Raw genomic sequence first — 18,982 nt, 5'->3', positions numbered from 1 at the left:
TTATTTAAAAGGATAATTCATAAAAAAACAGCTTGTGCATAGGTACAAGCTGTTTTTTTTATGAATTATCTGGCCGTTCCTTAAAGCCTTCGGCGCTTTTTCTCTTTTATGATCAACCCGAGCTCCCTGCTCGTTGCACCGGCGATAGAGGTATTCTCCTGCGCCCTTCTGAAAAGATAAGGCATAACAGCTTTAATAGGGCCATAAGGCACGTATTTAGCAACATTATAGCGCGCGTCCGATAAATTGAAACTCAAGTTATCGCTCATACCCAGCAACTGGGCAAAATAAACATGTGGGTGATCATGGTCGACGTCATGCTCATCCAAAAGCCGGGCAAGAATCCGGCAGCTTTCTTCATTGTGTGTGCCGCAGACAAAAGCGATTTCATTAATGTGCGCTATGCAGTAATTTAAAGATTCATTGTAGTCCCTGTCAGATGCCGCCTTGTCAGGCTGTATCGGCGACGGGTAATCCATTTCCTCCGCTCTTCTTCTCTCTTTTTCCATATAGGCACCACGTACCATTTTGACCCCTAAAATATACCCTGAGGCTTTGGCGATCAGATGGTCTGCTTTCATATCAGCCAGCTTATCATGACGGTACATCTGGTAAGTGTTGTAAACAATAATCTTTTTTTGATTAAATAAACGCATCATGTCCATAGCCAACTGATCAATGGTATCCTGGATCCAGCTTTCTTCGGCATCAATCATGACAGGCACATTCTTATCAAACGCTGCTCTGCAGATCTTTTCGCAGCGTTGCTTCACATTTTCAAATTCACGCTGTTCAGTTTCAGAAAGTTCATTTTTTGCATCCAGTTTTTCCAGTAAACCAAAGCGGCCAATCCCCGTTACTTTAAATACCGTAATCGGTATGCGTTTATCCCCCGCAGCCCTTTCAATGGTCCTGATGATCTCTTCACAGGTAAAGTCAAAGACAGATTCTTCATCTTCACCCTCAACAGAATAGTCTAAAATAGTCCCGACATGACCAGAGGCCAGGTGTGCTATGGTGTTTTCGCATTCAGCGATGGTCTCTCCACCACAAAAATGTTTGAATATAGTTGCCTTGATGATTCCTTTAACAGGAAGACCGGCATTTAAAAAAAAATTGGTAATAGGCGGGCCAATCTTAGTTAGAAAATTACTACTAATGATCTTAAAAAGCCAATAAGCTGAATTCAGCTCGGCGTTGGATTTATTGCGGAATGCAATTTCGGTATCATCAAAATTTAACGATTTTTTGGGGGATAGTTCCATTTATGAATGTCAGTTAGTCAATTCGCTGGCAAAAATATGAATTCCAATGCTATGAGTGGTAAAACACTTTATAAATAATTGTAAGTTTGCCTTATCATGATACAATTTAAACTGGAGGGCGAATTTATTCCCCTGATCCAATTGCTCAAAGCAACAGCGCTTGTCCAAAGTGGTGGCGAAGCCCAAACCGTTGTAGAAGACGGCCTTGTTAAATATAATGGAAAAGTAGACTACCGCAAGCGGCTTAAAGTACGTATAGGAGATGTAATTGATTTTATGGGCCAGAAAATAACTGTAATTTAATGAACAAACTAGACAGTGCCGGACATGCCATTCATTTTGAATCACAACTCAAGCCATTAGGAGAAACTATAACATCAGATAAGTACAGCAAGATTTTTGTATTTGCTGACAGTCATACCTCTGAACTTTGCCTTCCTCTGTTTCAGGAAATGCTTGGAGACTATACAGGCTTTGACCTGATAGAAACAGACCCGGGTGAGGAAAATAAAAATATAGACTTTTGTGTCGGTATCTGGAAAACACTCCTGGATTTTGGGGCGGACCGCAAATGTTTAATGATCAATCTGGGTGGAGGCGTAATTACAGATATGGGCGGCTTTGTAGCCTCTACTTACAAACGGGGAATCGATTTCATCAACATCCCTACTACCCTGCTTTCGCAGGTTGATGCGTCCGTAGGCGGTAAAACCGGGATAGATGTAGACAATGTAAAAAACATGGTAGGTACTTTTACCTTGCCGCAGGCGGTATTTATTGAGACTTCCTTTTTAAAAACCCTTCCAAAGCGCGAGCTCCTGTCCGGATTTGCTGAAATGATAAAGCATGGCCTGATCGCAGACAGTTCTTATTATGAAGACCTTAAAAAATCCGATTATCAGGAGATTACTGCTCCTGCCATTTATCGTTCTGTAGAAATCAAAAATAAAGTGGTTACTGAAGATCCGCATGAAAAAGGCCTGCGCAAGATCCTGAACTACGGCCACACCATAGGTCACGCAATAGAGACCTATTCCCTGATCAACGATAAAAAGCCATTGACCCATGGAGAAGCGATCGCCATTGGGATGATCTGTGAGGGGTACTTGTCGGCCGGCAACAACACATTGACTAAAGTGGAGCTCGCTGACATCAGTACTTATATTCTGTCGCTTTATCCGGGCTATCACATTAAAAGGGAAAGTTTCGGACAATTGATGGAGTTCATGCAAAGCGATAAGAAGAACGAAAACGGGCAGATCATGTTTTCACTGCTTAGCAAAATCGGCTCCTGTGATATCAACTGCAGGGTCTCTGCAACAGATATCTCGGAGAGCATGGAATATTATAACAGTCTGCCTAAACAGGCATAAATGTTAAAATTCTGAAGTTCAGCAACAAAACCTCAGAAACCGTAAATAATTTTTTTTAAATAAATATTGACAAATTAAATTTTGTTAGTACATTTGGCGAAACAAAAAGGAAACAATAGATTCTAAATGAAAAATATCACTACATATTGGTTTGGTTACTTCTACTACTTTAGTAAGAGCCGGGACTAATATGCAATGATATCAACAAGATAAATGTATACGAAAGTCCCGGCCAAACGCCGGGACTTTTTTATTAAACACAAAAAACAAAGCAATACCGCCGGCAAAGGGCAAAGCATTAACAAGATGAAAAAAGCAACAAGAGTAGCAATTCAGGGTATAAAAGCATCCTTCCATGAAGAAGCTGCCTTCAAGTTCTTTGGGAACGACATTCAAACCATTGAATGCAGTTCCTTCAAACAAACTTGTGAGGTACTGGAAAAAAAGGAAGCTGATTATGTGATCATGGCTATAGAAAATTCCATTGCCGGCAGCCTGTTGCCCAATTACACCTTAATAAGAGAATACAACTTTGCGGTTGTTGGTGAAGTCTACCTGGCTATTCAACTGCACTTAATGGCTTTACCCGGTGTAAAATTCGAGGATATAAAATTTGCAACCTCCCATCCAATTGCGCTTCGCCAGTGTGTTGATTTTTTTTATGACTTCCCTCATATCCAGGTCATCGAAGGCAGCGATACAGCAGCCTGTGCCAAAAAGATCAGAGAAGAACAGCTTACTGACACCGTCGCCATAGCAAATACACTTGCTGCTGAACTATATGGACTGAACATTATTGAACGAAGAATAGAGTCCAACAAAAAGAACTTTACCCGTTTTCTGATCCTTAAAGATGATAAATCTGAACAGGTAAAAGACATCAACAAAGCATCAATCTGCTTCCAGGTAAGCAACCACGTAGGCGCCTTATCTAAAGTACTGAACATATTTGCCGAACAGCAGGTCAACCTGACCAAGATCCAAAGTATGCCGGTACTTGGAAAAAGAAACGATTATTATTTTTATGTGGATGTAGAATGGAACAACATGGAAGGTTATGACAAAGCCGTACGCCAGGCATTAAAATACACGGTAAACTTTAACATTATGGGTGAATACAAAAAGAACGATAAAGTATAGTTCTCAGGTCGGCCCGCTTAAATAAAATATTAACACAATATCAAACCCCAAAAAAATGAAATTACAATTGAACATCCAGCCATTAAACACCTGGCTAAACATTAAGAACGAACCATTGATCATCTCTGGTCCGTGCAGTGCTGAAACGGAAGAACAACTGCTGACCACAGCTCATTTGCTGGCCGCTACAGGAAAAGTATCTGTATTGAGAGCCGGCATCTGGAAACCACGTACCCGTCCGGGAGAATTTGAAGGTATCGGAAGCATTGGCCTGGAATGGCTGAAAAGAGCTAAAGCAGAAACAGGTTTACCAACTGCTGTTGAAGTTGCAAATGCAAAACATGTAGAGGAAGCTTTGGCAGCAGGTGTAGATATCTTATGGATCGGCGCACGTTCTACGGTTAACCCGTTCACAGTTCAGGAAATCGCTGATGCTTTGAAAGGTTTGGACATTCCGGTACTGGTAAAAAATCCGGTTAACCCCGATCTGCAACTATGGGCAGGTGCATTGGAGCGCATCAACCGTGCGGGTATTACCAAATTAGGTGCCATTCACCGCGGTTTCTCTTCGTTCGAGAAAAGCTCATTCCGTAACGAACCGATGTGGGAACTTGCGATCCAGTTGAAAACCTTATTACCTGACCTTCCGATCATCAATGATCCAAGTCACATCTGCGGCAACCGCGAACTGATCCCTTACATTTCCCAGAAAGCATTGGATTTGGATATGCAAGGATTAATGATCGAATCGCATGTAGATCCTTCTGTTGCCTGGACAGACGCTAAACAACAGCTTACTCCTGCTGCCCTCGGTGAACTTGCAGAACGTTTAACGGTTCGCGAACCAGAGTCTAAAAATGAAGCTTTCGTAGATCAGCTTGCAGATTTGCGTAAACAGATTGATAAAATAGATGACATTTTATTGCAGAAATTAGGTGAGCGCATGGCTATTGTTGGTAAAATTGGTGAGTTTAAACGTGACAACCAGGTAACCATCTTACAGGTAAACCGGTGGGATGCAATCATTAAAAAAGGCATCTCATTTGCAAAAGCGCTGAAACTGGATGTCAACTTCACTGAAAAATTCCTGGAGCTTGTTCATGGCGAATCTATCCGTAAACAAACTGAGATCATGAACGCAGGCAAAGCCGAACAAGGTATTGCAGCAGAAGCACATACAGAAGTTAAATCTTAACAATGAGCAAAAATGCCCTTGTTTCCTTTACCGGAAACAAACATATCAGTACAGAAATAACACTTACGGGTTCCAAAAGCGAGTGTAACAGGGCACTAATCATCAGTTCACTTAGTAAGGGGTTGGTGAAAGTTGACAATGTGTCCGACGCGGCTGATACAGTTACCCTGAACAATATATTAAACAATATCTCGCATGACAGCCCACATCAGCAAACCGTTGATGTGGGGCCTGCGGGAACCGCAATGCGTTTTTTAACTGCCTACCTTTCTGCATTGCCCGGAAAATTCTTTTTAACAGGAACGGAACGAATGAAGCAGCGTCCGATAGGCATTTTAGCTGAAGCGCTCAAAGCTATTGGTGCAGATCTATCTTACGCCCAACAGGAAGGATATCCCCCATTGCTAATCAATGGGCCTCTGCAGCAAAGCACAGACACTGTTAAGATCAAAGGGGATGTGAGCAGCCAGTACCTCTCGGCATTGCTAATGATCGCCCCAATGCTTCAGCAGGGCTTAACCTTGCAAATTGAGGGTGAGCTCACCTCAATTCCCTATGTAAAGATGACCCTGGATATGCTGGAAGAAGCAGGAATTTCACACAGCTGGAATGACAACAGCATCACCATCAAACCCCAGTCTTTTAAACCTGCTGTATTGGCGGTAGAGCCTGACTGGAGTGCAGCCTCTTACTGGTACAGTATAGCTGCACTGGCAGCTGAAGCGCAGATCGATCTTCCCTATCTGAAAAGCAAAAGCCTGCAGGGCGATAGCCGGATTCGTGAGATCATGGTAGCTTTCGGTGTCGGGACCAGTAAGACGGATAAAGGTATAGCTATTACAAAGACCGGTCAAAATTTCAGCGATGACATACTCGATTTAAAAGACTGTCCGGACCTGGCACAAACCATTATCGTATGCGCCGCAGCATTAAAGAAAAACCTCACTTTTACAGGTTTGGAGACACTTAAGATCAAGGAAACAGACCGTATTCTCGCACTGCAAAATGAGCTTTCTAAAATCGGTGTAATGCTGACAGAAGATAATCTTATTTATACCTTAAATTGCGATAAGCTTAATTTCCCTGACCGGGTAAGTTTCAAAACTTATGAAGACCACAGGATGGCCATGGCATTTGCTCCGTTAAGCCTGCTCATCAATGAAGTCATACTTGAAGACATGGACGTGGTAGAAAAGTCTTATCCGGACTTCTGGAAAGATTTACAAAAGGCGGGATTTACAGTTAAGGAAATTTAATCAGATCAATAAACACCTAATAATTTTAAAATGGCAGGTAATACATTCGGACAAATATTTCGCATCACGACGTTTGGTGAATCACACGGAGTTGCGATTGGTGTAATCTTAGACGGTTGTCCTGCGCAATTGCCTGTTGACCTTGATTTCATACAGTCGGAACTGGACAAACGCAAACCAGGACAATCCAGGATCACCACACAGCGAAAAGAAAGTGACATGGTACAGATCCTGTCGGGAACTTTTGAAGGCAAAAGCACGGGTACACCTATAGCCATGTTAATCCCCAATGAAGACCAGCGCAGCAAAGACTACAGCCACAATACTGATGTCTACCGGCCTTCTCATGCCGATTACACTTACGATGCCAAATATGGCATCCGCGACCATCGTGGTGGCGGCCGTTCTTCTGCAAGAGAAACTGCAGCCAGGGTAGCTGCCGGTGCAATTGCCAAATTACTTTTAAAACATCATGGCATTGAGATCTTTGCCCATGTTTCCTCGGTAGGAAAAATACAGGCTCCGCATTTGGCAAGCAGCGATATCAGTGAATTGCTGGCTGTTCGTGAGGACAACATTGTTCGCTGTGCAGATCCGGCTACAGCAAATCAAATGATTGAATTTATAGATGGCATAAGGAAAGATGGCGATACTGTAGGCGGAAAAATTAATTGCATCATCAGAAACTGCCCTGTAGGTCTCGGAGACCCTGTATTCGACAAGCTCCATGCTGACCTTGGAAAAGCCATGTTAAGCATCAATGCGGTGCACGGCTTTGAATACGGTTCAGGATTTAGCGGAAGTGAAATGAGGGGATCTGAGCACAACGATATCTTCCTGCCAAACCAGGCTGGCGCACCAAAAACACTAACAAATTTCTCAGGTGGAATTCAGGGGGGCATCTCCAATGGAATGGAGATCAGCTTTACTGTAGCATTTAAACCTGTAGCCACGATCATGCACAATCAGCAAACCATAAACGCTGCAGGAGAGGCGGCAGAAATTAAAGGAAAAGGCCGGCACGATCCGTGTGTAGTCCCAAGAGCAGTGGTCATTGTTGAAGCAATGGCTGCATTGGTACTCGCAGATCATCTGCTTAGAAACAAAACAACTAAACTGCAGTAACAAACCTTCGTATACATGAAAAGCCGTGCATCAGTCTCTTGCACGGCTTTCTTATTTCAAAAACAGGTCAATCAAATCCTGTCTATCAGAAAATGGCGGGATACTTAGCCGGGTTACTTTCGTTCATCATATTGTAAATCTCTTCTATTACATCATCTGCTGAAGGCTTACTGAAATAATCGCCGTCAGAACCATAAGGCGGCCTGTGCGCTTTGGCACTTAATGTCCTTGGCTGACCGTCCAGGTGGTAATATCCATTTTGCTCCTCCAGTACCTGTTGCAAAATAAAAGCAGCACCACCTCCGGGAACATCCTCATCGACCACCAGCAGCTTATTGGTTTTTGACAATGACAAGGCGCATATCTGGTCTTTATCAAAAGGCAAAAGGGTTTGCGGATCTATAATCTCAACCGATATGCCGAGCTGTGCGAGTTCTTCAGCTGCCTCTTCCACGATCCTTAAAGTCGAACCATAAGAGATCACCGTCACATCAGTACCTTCTTTAATAACTTCAGCTTTTCCCAGGGCCACAGTGTATTCACCAACATTTTCCGGCAGCTTCTCTTTCAGTCTGTAACCATTTAGACATTCGATCAGTAATGCAGGTTCATCGGACCTGAACAAGGTATTGTACATTCCTGCCGCCTGTGTCATGTTGCGCGGAACACAAATGTGAAGTCCTCTCAAAGAACCGAGTATCATAGACATCGGCGAGCCTGAATGCCAAACCCCCTCCAGCCGGTGTCCCCTGGTCCTGATGATCAGGGGGGCTTTCTGTCCGGCCTTAGTGCGATAGGATAAACTGGCCAGATCATCACTCAGTACATTTAACGCAAAGATCAGGTAGTCCAGGTATTGTATTTCCGCTATCGGTTTCAATCCACGCAGGGCCAGCCCTATTCCCTGCCCTATAATGGTCATCTCCCTGATGCCGGTATCACTGATCCTCAGTTCGCCGTACTTCGCCTGCAAGCCGGCAAAACCCTGATTTACATCGCCAATAGCGCCAAGATCCTCACCGAATGCGACCAATCGTTTATCACGGGCAAAATTAGTATCAAAACAAGCATTTAATATTTCTCTTCCATCGACCATCCGGCTTTCTTCATTGTATGCCGCAGGCACCGGGGTGACCAGAAAAGGGCTCTCATTGCCATCGGTAAATAATTTGGAATGGTATTTATCCTCAATGAGATCTGCCTGCGCAGCATACCATTGCAGCAAAGTATCCCTTTCAGCAGATGGAGTGTTAATGGTCAGGCGCAACGCTTTTCTCACAGACGAAATGACCTCCTTACGGAACGCATCCGGTGTTGACGACAACAGGGCGGATATCTTTCTCACCGCCGGGTTTCCGTCTGCCAGGGCATTAATCATTTCCACAACCAGATCCTTTTCGCCTTTAATCGTTGCCAGAAATTCATTCCATGCTTCTTTTTGTGTATCGCGGACAAGTATCTTTGCGGAGCTTTCCAGTTCCTCAATTTCCTCTTCAGTAGCTATGGCAGATTCAATCATCCATTTACGCATCTGAACAATACAATCATATTCTTTCTCCCAGTCAAGCCGTGATTGTTCTTTATAGCGCTCATGTGAGCCTGACGTGGAATGCCCCTGAGGCTGGGTCACTTCAGTCACATGGATCAATACCGGGACATGCTCGGCCCGGCAGACGTCAATGGCGCGCTGATAAGTTTCGCACAAAGCCGGATAATCCCAACCCCTAACCTTATAGATCTCATAGCCGGGCGCATCTTCGTCTCTCTGAAGGCCTTTTAATATCTCAGAAATGTCTTCCTTTGTCGTCTGGTACTTTGCAGGCACTGATATTCCATAGCCATCATCCCAAACCGACATGGCCATAGGGATCTGCAGCACTCCCGCAGCGTTGATCGCTTCAAAGAACACGCCTTCCGAGGTAGAAGCATTGCCAATGGTACCAAAGGCAACCTCATTCCCCTTCACCGAGAAATTCTTTAAATATTCCAGCTCAGGATTCAGCCTGTATAATTTAGATGCATATGCCAAACCTACCAATCTGGCCATCTGCCCACCGGTCGGGGCAATATCTGCAGAACTGTTCTTAATTTCAGTAAGGTCTTTCCAGCTTCCGTCGGGATTGATCGAACGGGTTGCAAAGTGACAGTTCATCTGCCTTCCTGCCGATGCAGGATCAGCCTCAATGCTTGGATTGGCATACAACTGCGCAAAGAATTCTTTTAGTGTACAGATGCCGGTGGCGAACGCGAAGGTCTGATCCCGGTAGTAACCAGAGCGCCAGTCCCCGTTTTTAAAAGCTTTAGCCATTGCAATCTGCGGCAGCTCTTTCCCGTCCCCAAAAATACCAAACTTGGCTTTACCCGTCAAAACCTCCTTCCGTCCCAATAAGCTGGCTTGCCTGCTTTCATAAGCGATCTTATAATCATTAACAACAATAGTTTTGAAATCGTCAAAACTTAATTCAGAGGCATCGATTGGATTAGTGGTGAGTTTTATATCTGGCATCATAAGCAAATCGGTATATGGCAAAGATACATAAAATCTAAAGTATGACTAAACAGTGAGCGGTAATTTATATGTTGGAATACTTTTTGATTTATCACATAAAACATTAAATTTGTTTTATAAACTCACATAATATGAAAAAGCTAATACTGCTATTTACATTAATTTTAGGAATAAGTGTTGCAGCAAATGCCCAGGCTAAACCCGCTGAATTTAAGTTTGACAAGGAAACCTTTGATTTTGGAATGATCGCTGCAAACAAACCGGCTATTGTTGACTTTAAATTTACCAACACCGGAGATGAGCCTCTAATCATCAGCAAAGTGGAAACTTCATGCGGATGTACTGTTCCGGAATACACGCAAACACCCGTAAAAAAAGGTGGAACAGGTATCATTAAGGTTACATATAACCCTACAAGTACACTGCCTTTTAATAAATCCATTACCATTCTGTCTAATGCGAAAACCACTACAAAAGTGCTTTACATTAAAGGAAACGTGCCGCCGACATCAACAAAATAATCCAGCCAAGATATTTTTAATAAAAAACCTCGTTAATCAACGAGGTTTTTTACTTTTGTTCCATGCTAACTATTTCAGAGAAAGGGATTCAGATGCCTGCTTCCCCGATAAGAAAACTAACCCCGTATGCAGACAAAGCAAAAGCAGAGGGCAAGAAAGTTTACCATCTTAATATCGGACAGCCAGATATCGCTACTCCGGAGGGCATGCTCAATGCCATAAAAAACATCGACTTTAAAGTCTGGGCATACACTGCCTCGGAAGGTACGCTCAGTTACCGGACCAAACTTACAGGCTATTACAACAAACTGGGCTACAACATCAGTCCCGCGGATATACTTGTCACTGTAGGAGGCTCAGAGGCCATAACCATAGCCATGCAAACCTGCATAAACGAAGGTGATGAAGTCATCATTCCCGAACCTTTTTATGCCAATTATAATGGCTTCGCATGTATGAGCAATGTAGTTGTAAAACCTATCTTATCCTATATAGAGAACGGTTTTGCCTTACCTCCTATCTCAGAATTTGAGAAACTGATCACTCCAAAAACAAAAGCCATTTTGATTTGCAGTCCGAACAACCCAACAGGATATTTGTACTCAAGGGAGGAAATGGAAGCATTAAAAGTATTGTGTTTGAAATACGACCTGTTCCTGATGGCAGATGAAGCCTACCGGGAATTCTGTTATGACGGCAGGGAGTTTGTCTCTCCAATGCACCTGAGCGGCATTGATGAACATGTGGTCCTGCTGGATACCGTATCCAAACGGTACAGTGCCTGCGGAGCCAGGCTTGGCTGTATCATCACCAAGAATAAAGCAGTCATCCAGGCAGCTCTAAAGTTTGCCCAGACCAGGCTAAGTCCCGGCATGGTGGAACAAATAGCTGGTACTGCAGCCGTTGACACTCCTGACAGTTACTTTGAAGCCGTAAACAAAGAATATACCCTGCGCAGGGACACGCTGGTCAAAAGGCTCAACAACATAGACGGAGTTTTTTGCCCGAACCCCGGGGGCGCCTTTTATATCGTAGCCAAATTACCGATAGACGACTCAGACAAGTTCTGTCAATGGATACTGGAACACTTTGACCACGAAGGCTCGACTGTCATGATGGCACCCGCGACAGGTTTTTATTCTACCAAAGGATCCGGAAAAAATGAAGTAAGGATGGCTTATGTACTTAATACAGAGGACTTAAACAAGGCAATGGACTGCCTTGAGCATGCTTTAAAGCAATATCCGGGCAGAACTCTGGCATAATTTTAGTACTTTTGTCATCACTAACAAATGGGGCCGTCTTGGATTTGACAGGGTGGAGCTAAGTATGTTAGCATGCAGTGCGTTGTACGGAGAGCACTTTAAAGAGAACGTTCACACTATAATTGGCGAAAATAACTACGCCTTAGCTGCTTAATTTAGAATTAAATAGCTTTTGTCCCTCTGACTGCTGCGATGTTAGGTTAGAATATGGGGCATCGAAATAACAACGCTGGCAATTGTAAGGTACGGTACAATTGCGAGATAAAGTACCTAAGGTGAACGGCTAGGTCGGCTTCCAGCCCGCCAGATCCTGACAATTGATTGGAAGATAAGCATGTAGAAGGCATAATTTATCACACAACTGGACAAGGGTTCGAAACCCTTCGGCTCCACAAAAAGGGGGAATTTTAAAGTTCCCCCTTTTTTAATTTCTCATAATCGGCGACGGTGTCAATATCTATACTGCCCTGTGGAAAGGGAATCTCCGCCACATCGTAACGGTACAGTTCCAATAGTTTTTTTGCACCAGAATTCCCATTCAGCTGCAGCAATGCTTCAAAATACCGCTGTCCAAATAAAACAGGCGTCCCCAGCGTATCCGCATAGGCACAGGCAACAATGCCCATGCCGCTCTCCGCTTCTTTTTCAATCAATCGCCGGAACAGCTGCGCCGACACATACGGCTGATCGCAAACCGCAATGATCACGTTTTCCACACCGGAACCCATCATTTGCAATTTTAACATACCTGCAGCAATGCCGGAGCCCATACCTTTTTGCCAGTGCGCATTGTAGACCAGATGAATATCACAGCCAGTAAGTTCAGCCGAAACCTCCGTCGAATAAGCTCCCGTCACTACAATCACCGGGCTTAATTCAGCGCTATCCGCTTCCCCTGTGATCCGCCGTACCAATGACCGGCCCTGATACAATAAAGTCTGCTTCGGCACTCCGAGTCTTGATGAATTACCTGCCGCCAATAGGATCACCGCCGTACCTTTCATAAAACTTAACTGGATAAGGAGCTGTGAATACCATGTTCCTTATCCTTTAAGGAAGTACCTGATCTTCGGCGCAGGACCGTATTGATCTCCGCTACAATAGACACGGCAATTTCCTCAGCTGTTTCAGCACCAATGTCCAGGCCAACAGGCCCGTGAATTAAAGCCAGCTGTCTTGCATCCGGAACAACACCATCATTGCTCAATTCATCAAGCATGCGCTGCAGTTTTTTCTTTGGCCCTAAAACACCTATATAAGCACAATTCTCAGTGACCAGCTGCTTTAGCAGGGCCAGATCATAATTATAATTATGGGTCATCAGCACAAAAAAAGCATGCTCACCGGTCCCTGTTTTTTTCAGCACCTCATCTGGCTTTGCCACCAGGACCCGGTCCGCCTTCGTAAAACGCTGTGGGGTTGCGTGCGACACTCTTCCATCAACCACTGTCGTATGCCAGCCCAGCACAGAAGTAATGTCTACAAGGGGCTGCACGTCATTTCCTGCCCCTGCAATGATCAGCTCAAGCGGCGCGGGGATAAATTCAATAAAACCGGTAACAGCCTGATCGTCGTATTGAAATGTTCTGAAATCTGAAGCCTTGTTTTGCAATGCCGCTTCTGCAGCAATAGTCAGGCCGGACTGAAGCGTACCAGTCAACGCAGTTCGCAAAATACCTTTTTGGTACAGTAAACTCGTCCCTGGCTGCTGCAATTGATCTAATGAAAAAAGAGTAGCAATAACCGAGTCTTCATTGCTGTTAACCAGCTCCTGCAATAAGCGGATCGGGTTGAAGAGCTGATCAGCCATTATTGGTTCAAATAAAATATGAACAACACCATTACAACCTAGCTGTATCCCCAGTTTAGCATCATCTTCATCAGTAGTATCATAAGTGACCAGCTTATTTTGCTGCTGCACAATTGCCGACAACGCCTTCCTCAGCGCATCACCCTCCAGGCAGCCACCACTAATGGCACCAGTCAGCTCTCCTTCTTCAGTAATCAGCATTCTCGCACCGGGCCTGCGGTAAGAAGAACCTTCAACATGTACTACTGTAGCCAATGCTGTTTTTTTCCCTTTCTTTGCAGCCTTTTCAAAGCTCTTTAAAATAGCCCTTATTTCTTTCATAGATTAAATTCTTTTAAGCCAGCTTACCCGAGGGCAATAAAGGCAGAGTCTTAAGACCAATGCCACTGGCTTCTAAAATAGCATTACGGATAGCCGGTGCCACACCGACAATCGGTGCTTCACCAGCACCGGCAGAAGGCAGATCCACCCTGTTTATCATGACGATATCGATGCCGGGCACATCTTTAAATCGGGGCACCCGGTAGGCCGAAAGGCTTGCGTTAAGTATTTTTCCCTCTTCAAAATCTATACGCTCAAACAAAGCGCCGCCCAGTCCCTGGACGATAGCACCGAGAATCTGATTTTCGAGGTGATGCGGATTGACAATAGCCCCGCATTCAAAAGCAGCTGTCAGGCGAACAATTTCTACAGACCGGTCGGCTCCGATTGCCACTTCCGCACACGTCGCCACATAGCCGCCTTTTTCAAAACCACAGGCGATGCCGTAACCCCGACCCTCCATACGTTTCCCTGAGTTCCAGCCGAATGATTTAGCCGCAGCCTCCAGCACAGCCTTTAATCTTGGATCATCCAGGTTTTTCAGCCTATACACCAGCTGATCCATACCAGTCATCCTGGCCATATCCGCGATATGAGATTCACGCGCAAACACATTCGCCGTCGAGGCCAGTCCCCGGTATGATCCTTGTTTCAGCGGTGTACGCGACGGATGATACGCAATTTCTTTCCTCGCAATCCGGTACTGCGTATCGAGACCGGCGTTTCCTGAATTGTAATTGTCAAATCTCCAGGCCTTGATCTCCCCGTTTTTATTGAAAGCACTGCTGACTTTAATCACACCCGCGGGCCTGAAATATGCCCAGGTAAACTCTTCCTTCCTGGTCCAGACCAATTTTACAGGTTTCCCGGACGCCCTGGCCAGACGTGCAGCTTCCGATGCAGCTTCTGCGCTGTGTTTCCCGCCATACCCAGAACCTGTATCCGGCACGATCACCCTGACCTTTTCTTTAGAAATATTAAATTCAGCGGCAAGATGATCCTGAACACCAAACGGACGCTGAGTGCCCGTCCAGACCGTCAATTTTCCATCATTCCATTGGGCAAGGGCAGCTCTTGGCTCTAATGGGACATGTGCTATATAATCGACCGTATATGTAGCATCCAGCTTCATTTCCGCTCCATCAATGGCTTGCAGCCCATCAGCTGCCTTCTCTTTGTTCTGGTTAGTCGTATTCCGGACCAGGTAATCAAACAACTCTGCTCCCGATGGCTGCTTTGAAGTTTCCCAGTTTGGCTTAACAGCTGCGATCGCTTTATCTGCCGTTTCAAGGGTGGGAGCAGCTACCCCGATGAAATTCCCTTCCTGAAGAACAACCGCCCCAGGAATAGACTTAGCAGCACTCAGGTCTGCATTCACAAGTCTGGCCCCGTAGGCCGGCGGCCGAAGCACCCTGGCATACAGCATACCCGGCAAAACCATATCAGAAACATACTTGTGCTCCCCGGTGATGAAAGACCGGCCATTCACCTTAGGCATGGTTTTCCCCGCAACCTTCCAGTCAGCAGCATTTATAAAAGCCACCTGCTCCGACACAGGCATCAATATCTGCCGGCCTTTGGTCAGCTGACCATAACTCATCTTTTTTCCGCTTTGCGGATCGCTGACTGCACCAGCGTCTGTTTTTAGCGAACTCACATCAACCCCCCATAATCCGGCCGCCATTTCCAGCAATGCCTGCCTGGCCGTAGCTGCTGCTTTGCGAAGCTGCGTACCCATTTGAGGCGTACTTCGGCTACCGACTGTCCCAAAATCAGCCGGCACCAGGTCCGTATCCCCCATGATCATTTTAACAGATGACATCGGCACATGTAGTTCTTCAGCTACCTGCTGAGACAACGAAGTCCGGATATTCTGGCCCACTTCAACTTTGCCTGTAAAAACATTTATAGTTCCATCTTCGGCAATGTGTATCCAGGCACCTACCTGATCTGCAGGAACAGGTCCGACCAGCCCCGCCTCTGTACCTTCAGCAAATGCCAGTACATCCTGAAAAACAAAGACAACAGCCAGTCCACCTCCAAACAGCCTGAAAAACTTACGCCTGTCCATTTCAAATGGCATTTCCATATCCTTGCTTTCCATCATTTATTGTTTAGAAGATTAGCGGCCAGTTTGATGGTCTTAATAATATTTGGATACGTACCACAACGGCAGATATTGCCATTCATCGCCGCAACGATCTCGGCATCACTTGGCGAAGAATTTTGGTTCAGTAAGGAAATTGCAGACATGACCATGCCGGATGCACAATAAGAGCACTGCAATGGGTCCGATTGCAGGAAAGCCTCCTGCACTGGGTGAAGTACCCCATTTTTTTCGAGTCCTTCAATCGTAACGACCGCTTTTCCTACCGAAGAACCGGCAGAAGTAATACAGGAATGCACCGGTTTCCCGTCGATGTGAACGGTACAAGCCCCGCAAGCCCCCTCTCCGCATCCGTATTTGGTCCCGGTGAGTCCCAGCTCATCGCGCAAAACGTTTAACAAACTGATCTCCGCACTGACATAAACTTCCCGGCGTTTACCATTTATCGTAAGTACCATGTCCTTTAAGCAAATTAGTATAAAAGTAAATTTACTAATTTATGGCATGATAATCTGTTATATCTTCTTTACAGAAGCAGCAGCAATCCAGCCCACATTTCCATTGGGAAGCCCGACCTTGATCCATCCGTCATTTTGTTCTTTAACACTTACCTTTAAGCCCTCATGGATCACAAATAAAGTCTTAAAACTCTCTTTAGGGCCACTTTTCACATTGACCGTACCAGAAAAAACCACCGCCTCATTGCTGCCCTTTAAATAACTTGTCTGCAGACCGGCCATACCAGTGATCAGCAAGGCGAGTACCAGCAGACCTATCCCGGAGTAGAAGGCAGGTCGCTTTATAGCGATGGAAACAGCGAAAAGATAGACAATCAATAATATAAAACCCAGCAAAAATCCCATTACGCTCAGCACAGACAATACCTCTGCGGAACAAAACAAGATAAAAGACCGCCACCATTTGGTCAGAAAAAATTCGGGCACCGCATCGATCTTGTCCGCTATCTTCAGGTTTGCCAACTGGATATTGACTTGAATGTCTTCATCTCCGGGCGATAATTTGCCAGCCTTTTCATAGTTCAATACAGCCAGCGGGATTTCATCCTGCTTATAATAGGCATTACCCAGGTTAAAGTATACATCAGCAGAAAAATATCCGGCAGCCAGCACCTGCTCGTAAGATGCAGCAGCCTCTTTATATTTCCCCTTTGCGTACAGGTCATTCCCTTTCACAAACAGACTTTCAACTTTTTCATTTGCCTGTAAAAACAAAGGAAAGATAAACAGCAAAGACAGTATATATTTATTTCTTACCATAACCTTATCCATGATTTTCAACATCACTAATGATATTTTTAGCTTTATCAAATACTTCCTGTTCAGATGTTCCCGACACCGGTGCATACCTTGCCATTTCGCAGAGGTCCAGGGTACTGGTCAGCTGCAGGATCAGTTCTTCATTTACAGCCCTCGCCCTGAGTTTCCCGCCGATATTTTCCCGGTTCAGATCCGCAGCAGAAATATTCAGCTTATCGCTCAGATAACCGTACAGACCTTTGTAAATATCCTCGTAAAAAGCATTTCTATTGCCCTCCAGCAATTGCTTTTTCGCATTGGCCAGATGCTTGGCGGCCACCTTACTGGCATTCCTGCCTTTCACAATGACCTGGTCTTTATTTTGCTCCCTGTACCATTTTCTGTATCCAAAAGCACCTAAAAACATGATCGGACCAAGGCCGAGCAAAGCATAATACCAGCCTGAGCCATAAAATTCATCCCCTTCCCTGCGCAAGGATCCGTCTCCGCTCTTGATGTACCTGATGTCATTGCCAAGCGCTTTAATGTCCTGCTGACCACCAGAATAAGCAACAACGCCCGATCCTGGCGCACCTTTCGCCACCTTCACCGGGAATGGGCCTGTAGACAAGGTCACATAGCGGCCGGTAGCGGGATTAAAATAAGAAAACTTCAGCGCATCAATGGTATAATTACCTTCATGCCGCGGAATCAGTAAATAACTATATTCCCTGCTGCCTGAAACACCATTCAGGCTCTCCGTGATCTGATCGGTCACCTTAGGGTCGTACTTTTCGATATCAGGCGCAAGGTTCAGTTCAGGCGCTCTCAGCAATTTAAGATTACCAGAACCGGTGATCTTAACCGTATAATTAAGCGCCTCATTTGCCCTGATGGCCGATTTATCCAAAGTAGCACCGATAGAGAAATTACCAACCGCACCCTGGAAACCAGCAGGTTTACCCGCATCCGGGAGCGGTTTAACATGGATCGTTACCGGCAGGCTCTTTATTTTATATTTCACATCCTCATACGAACCACCTCCAAAGAACTGTTCAATAGGATCATTTGAGGGCGTAGTCTGCCTCACCACAAAGGTCATTCCCAAAGGATCAAGGATTAATTTTCCGAACCGCTCAGGAAACAGGATCACTTCTTTCAGTACAGCCACGTGGTACCGCTGTCCCTTGTATTCTTCAACCGTCCACTCTACATTCTGATTGTTACGCTTGATCTCCTGGCTCCAGAACCCATTAAAATCGGGCAGTTTATCCGGCATATTGTCTACAATATTGATATTTGCATACAGTTTATAGCTCACTGAGATCTGCTCCCCCTGGTACACATTCGTCTTATTGGCCACGGCCCGTAGAAACAAGCGTTTGGAAATGTCAGATGAACTGCCGCCCGCCCTGGCAGAAGACGAACCGCCCCCCGCCTGCTGCTGTGGAACAGCTCTTCCCTTTACCACCTTGATTTTTACAGGATTAGAACGGTACTGTTTGCCGTTTATGGTCATAGACGCCGGACCGATCGTATATTCCCCCTCCCTGGTACCTATCAATATATAGCCGACGGAAATATTTACGGTAGTAGCCCCGTTCACTGAACTGAAACTGGAGGACTGATTGGGTCCGCCCACTACCTGGAAACCATTAAACGCCGGTGGATCAAAAGCTTCGGGACTCCCGTTCGTTGAAAATGTGATCTCAAACTGCTCGCCCGTTCCAACCTGGCCCGAACTCACAGATGCTGTCACCTTTATAGCCTGTCCGGATCCAAGGGCCGACCATAAAAGCAATACTGATAATAAATAATATTTAATTTTCATCACCCCCA

16 protein-coding genes and 1 other RNA gene are annotated in these 18,982 nt (G+C 45.2%); 9 read left to right on the top strand and 8 right to left on the bottom strand.

Annotated features, from left to right (window positions below; genetic code table 11):
* Nucleotides 1-80: 80 nt before the first annotated feature.
* Complete coding sequence (locus QEP08_RS03415) at nucleotides 81-1,265, bottom strand: proline dehydrogenase family protein (RefSeq protein ID WP_285055777.1); 1,185 nt, start codon at nucleotides 1,263-1,265, stop codon at nucleotides 81-83.
* A gap of 96 nt (nucleotides 1,266-1,361) precedes the next feature.
* Between QEP08_RS03415 and QEP08_RS03410 the strand changes: the two genes are divergently transcribed.
* From QEP08_RS03410 to aroC, 6 genes are all read left to right on the top strand, one after another.
* Nucleotides 1,362-1,568, top strand: a complete 207-nt coding sequence (locus QEP08_RS03410) for an RNA-binding S4 domain-containing protein (RefSeq protein ID WP_285055774.1) — start codon at nucleotides 1,362-1,364, stop codon at nucleotides 1,566-1,568.
* Nucleotides 1,568-2,638, top strand: a complete 1,071-nt coding sequence (aroB, locus tag QEP08_RS03405; RefSeq protein WP_285055771.1) for a 3-dehydroquinate synthase — start codon at nucleotides 1,568-1,570, stop codon at nucleotides 2,636-2,638. Before QEP08_RS03410 ends, aroB begins: the two co-directional genes overlap by 1 nt.
* 306 nt (nucleotides 2,639-2,944) lie before the next feature.
* The gene (locus QEP08_RS03400) at nucleotides 2,945-3,778 is read left to right on the top strand and encodes a prephenate dehydratase (RefSeq protein WP_285056904.1); all 834 of its coding nucleotides are present in this window, start codon (nucleotides 2,945-2,947) and stop codon (nucleotides 3,776-3,778) included.
* 55 nt (nucleotides 3,779-3,833) lie between these two features.
* A complete protein-coding gene (locus QEP08_RS03395; protein ID WP_285055768.1) occupies nucleotides 3,834-4,973 on the top strand; it encodes a chorismate mutase in 1,140 nt (379 codons plus the stop codon).
* 2 nt (nucleotides 4,974-4,975) lie between these two features.
* Entirely contained in the window at nucleotides 4,976-6,229 is a 1,254-nt protein-coding gene (gene aroA, locus QEP08_RS03390; RefSeq protein WP_285055765.1) for a 3-phosphoshikimate 1-carboxyvinyltransferase, read from the top strand.
* A 30-nt stretch (nucleotides 6,230-6,259) separates the two neighbouring features.
* On the top strand, nucleotides 6,260-7,354 hold the full coding sequence (gene aroC / locus QEP08_RS03385) for a chorismate synthase (protein WP_285055762.1): 1,095 nt from the start codon (nucleotides 6,260-6,262) through the stop codon (nucleotides 7,352-7,354).
* An 85-nt stretch (nucleotides 7,355-7,439) separates the two neighbouring features.
* On the opposite strand, the gene QEP08_RS03380 is transcribed toward aroC, so the two are convergent.
* Nucleotides 7,440-9,863 (bottom strand): alpha-ketoacid dehydrogenase subunit alpha/beta, encoded by a 2,424-nt coding sequence (locus QEP08_RS03380; protein ID WP_285055759.1) that lies wholly within the window; start codon nucleotides 9,861-9,863, stop codon nucleotides 7,440-7,442.
* Nucleotides 9,864-9,994: 131 nt separating this feature from the next.
* Here QEP08_RS03380 and QEP08_RS03375 point away from each other — a divergent pair, with 131 nt between their 5' ends.
* The 3 genes from QEP08_RS03375 to ssrA all read left to right on the top strand — a co-directional run bounded on the left by QEP08_RS03375 (nucleotide 9,995) and on the right by ssrA (nucleotide 12,044).
* Nucleotides 9,995-10,384 (top strand): DUF1573 domain-containing protein, encoded by a 390-nt coding sequence (locus tag QEP08_RS03375; RefSeq protein ID WP_285055756.1) that lies wholly within the window; start codon nucleotides 9,995-9,997, stop codon nucleotides 10,382-10,384.
* A gap of 62 nt (nucleotides 10,385-10,446) precedes the next feature.
* Nucleotides 10,447-11,649, top strand: a complete 1,203-nt coding sequence (locus QEP08_RS03370; protein WP_285055753.1) for a pyridoxal phosphate-dependent aminotransferase — start codon at nucleotides 10,447-10,449, stop codon at nucleotides 11,647-11,649.
* Between the two features lie 29 nt (nucleotides 11,650-11,678).
* Nucleotides 11,679-12,044: a transfer-messenger RNA gene (ssrA, locus tag QEP08_RS03365) on the top strand.
* A 12-nt stretch (nucleotides 12,045-12,056) separates the two neighbouring features.
* On the opposite strand, the gene QEP08_RS03360 is transcribed toward ssrA, so the two are convergent.
* The 6 genes from QEP08_RS03360 to QEP08_RS03335 are packed head-to-tail and all read right to left on the bottom strand — an operon-like array spanning nucleotide 12,057 to nucleotide 18,974.
* The gene (locus QEP08_RS03360; RefSeq protein WP_285055750.1) at nucleotides 12,057-12,653 is read right to left on the bottom strand and encodes a nucleotidyltransferase family protein; all 597 of its coding nucleotides are present in this window, start codon (nucleotides 12,651-12,653) and stop codon (nucleotides 12,057-12,059) included.
* 5 nt (nucleotides 12,654-12,658) lie between these two features.
* Nucleotides 12,659-13,780, bottom strand: coding sequence for an XdhC family protein (locus QEP08_RS03355; protein ID WP_285055747.1), 1,122 nt, complete (start codon nucleotides 13,778-13,780; stop codon nucleotides 12,659-12,661).
* Nucleotides 13,781-13,793: 13 nt separating this feature from the next.
* Nucleotides 13,794-15,887 (bottom strand): xanthine dehydrogenase family protein molybdopterin-binding subunit, encoded by a 2,094-nt coding sequence (locus QEP08_RS03350; protein ID WP_285055744.1) that lies wholly within the window; start codon nucleotides 15,885-15,887, stop codon nucleotides 13,794-13,796.
* The gene (locus QEP08_RS03345) at nucleotides 15,884-16,345 is read right to left on the bottom strand and encodes a (2Fe-2S)-binding protein (protein WP_285055742.1); all 462 of its coding nucleotides are present in this window, start codon (nucleotides 16,343-16,345) and stop codon (nucleotides 15,884-15,886) included. The genes QEP08_RS03350 and QEP08_RS03345 overlap by 4 nt, the downstream gene beginning before the upstream one ends.
* Nucleotides 16,346-16,402: 57 nt before the next feature.
* On the bottom strand, nucleotides 16,403-17,164 hold the full coding sequence (locus QEP08_RS03340) for a tetratricopeptide repeat protein (protein WP_285055739.1): 762 nt from the start codon (nucleotides 17,162-17,164) through the stop codon (nucleotides 16,403-16,405).
* Between the two features lie 4 nt (nucleotides 17,165-17,168).
* Nucleotides 17,169-18,974 carry a BatD family protein gene (locus tag QEP08_RS03335; protein ID WP_285055737.1) on the bottom strand — a complete coding sequence of 602 codons (1,806 nt, stop codon included), beginning with the start codon at nucleotides 18,972-18,974 and terminating at the stop codon, nucleotides 17,169-17,171.
* Nucleotides 18,975-18,982 lie beyond the last annotated feature (8 nt).

The organism is Pedobacter ginsengisoli, assembly GCF_030244015.1.
GTDB classification, from domain to species: domain Bacteria; phylum Bacteroidota; class Bacteroidia; order Sphingobacteriales; family Sphingobacteriaceae; genus Pedobacter; species Pedobacter ginsengisoli.
Note: the sequence above shows the minus strand (reverse complement) of the source record. Positions and strands in the feature narration are given on the sequence as shown.

Coding starts and splice junctions, on each gene's coding strand:
- QEP08_RS03415 (WP_285055777.1), bottom strand. CDS start 1,265: ATGGAACTATCCCCCAAAAAATCGTTAAATTTTGATGATACCGAAATT.
- QEP08_RS03410 (WP_285055774.1), top strand. CDS start 1,362: ATGATACAATTTAAACTGGAGGGCGAATTTATTCCCCTGATCCAATTG.
- aroB (WP_285055771.1), top strand. CDS start 1,568: ATGAACAAACTAGACAGTGCCGGACATGCCATTCATTTTGAATCACAA.
- QEP08_RS03400 (WP_285056904.1), top strand. CDS start 2,945: ATGAAAAAAGCAACAAGAGTAGCAATTCAGGGTATAAAAGCATCCTTC.
- QEP08_RS03395 (WP_285055768.1), top strand. CDS start 3,834: ATGAAATTACAATTGAACATCCAGCCATTAAACACCTGGCTAAACATT.
- aroA (WP_285055765.1), top strand. CDS start 4,976: ATGAGCAAAAATGCCCTTGTTTCCTTTACCGGAAACAAACATATCAGT.
- aroC (WP_285055762.1), top strand. CDS start 6,260: ATGGCAGGTAATACATTCGGACAAATATTTCGCATCACGACGTTTGGT.
- QEP08_RS03380 (WP_285055759.1), bottom strand. CDS start 9,863: ATGATGCCAGATATAAAACTCACCACTAATCCAATCGATGCCTCTGAA.
- QEP08_RS03375 (WP_285055756.1), top strand. CDS start 9,995: ATGAAAAAGCTAATACTGCTATTTACATTAATTTTAGGAATAAGTGTT.
- QEP08_RS03370 (WP_285055753.1), top strand. CDS start 10,447: ATGCTAACTATTTCAGAGAAAGGGATTCAGATGCCTGCTTCCCCGATA.
- QEP08_RS03360 (WP_285055750.1), bottom strand. CDS start 12,653: ATGAAAGGTACGGCGGTGATCCTATTGGCGGCAGGTAATTCATCAAGA.
- QEP08_RS03355 (WP_285055747.1), bottom strand. CDS start 13,780: ATGAAAGAAATAAGGGCTATTTTAAAGAGCTTTGAAAAGGCTGCAAAG.
- QEP08_RS03350 (WP_285055744.1), bottom strand. CDS start 15,887: ATGATGGAAAGCAAGGATATGGAAATGCCATTTGAAATGGACAGGCGT.
- QEP08_RS03345 (WP_285055742.1), bottom strand. CDS start 16,345: ATGGTACTTACGATAAATGGTAAACGCCGGGAAGTTTATGTCAGTGCG.
- QEP08_RS03340 (WP_285055739.1), bottom strand. CDS start 17,164: ATGGTAAGAAATAAATATATACTGTCTTTGCTGTTTATCTTTCCTTTG.
- QEP08_RS03335 (WP_285055737.1), bottom strand. CDS start 18,974: ATGAAAATTAAATATTATTTATTATCAGTATTGCTTTTATGGTCGGCC.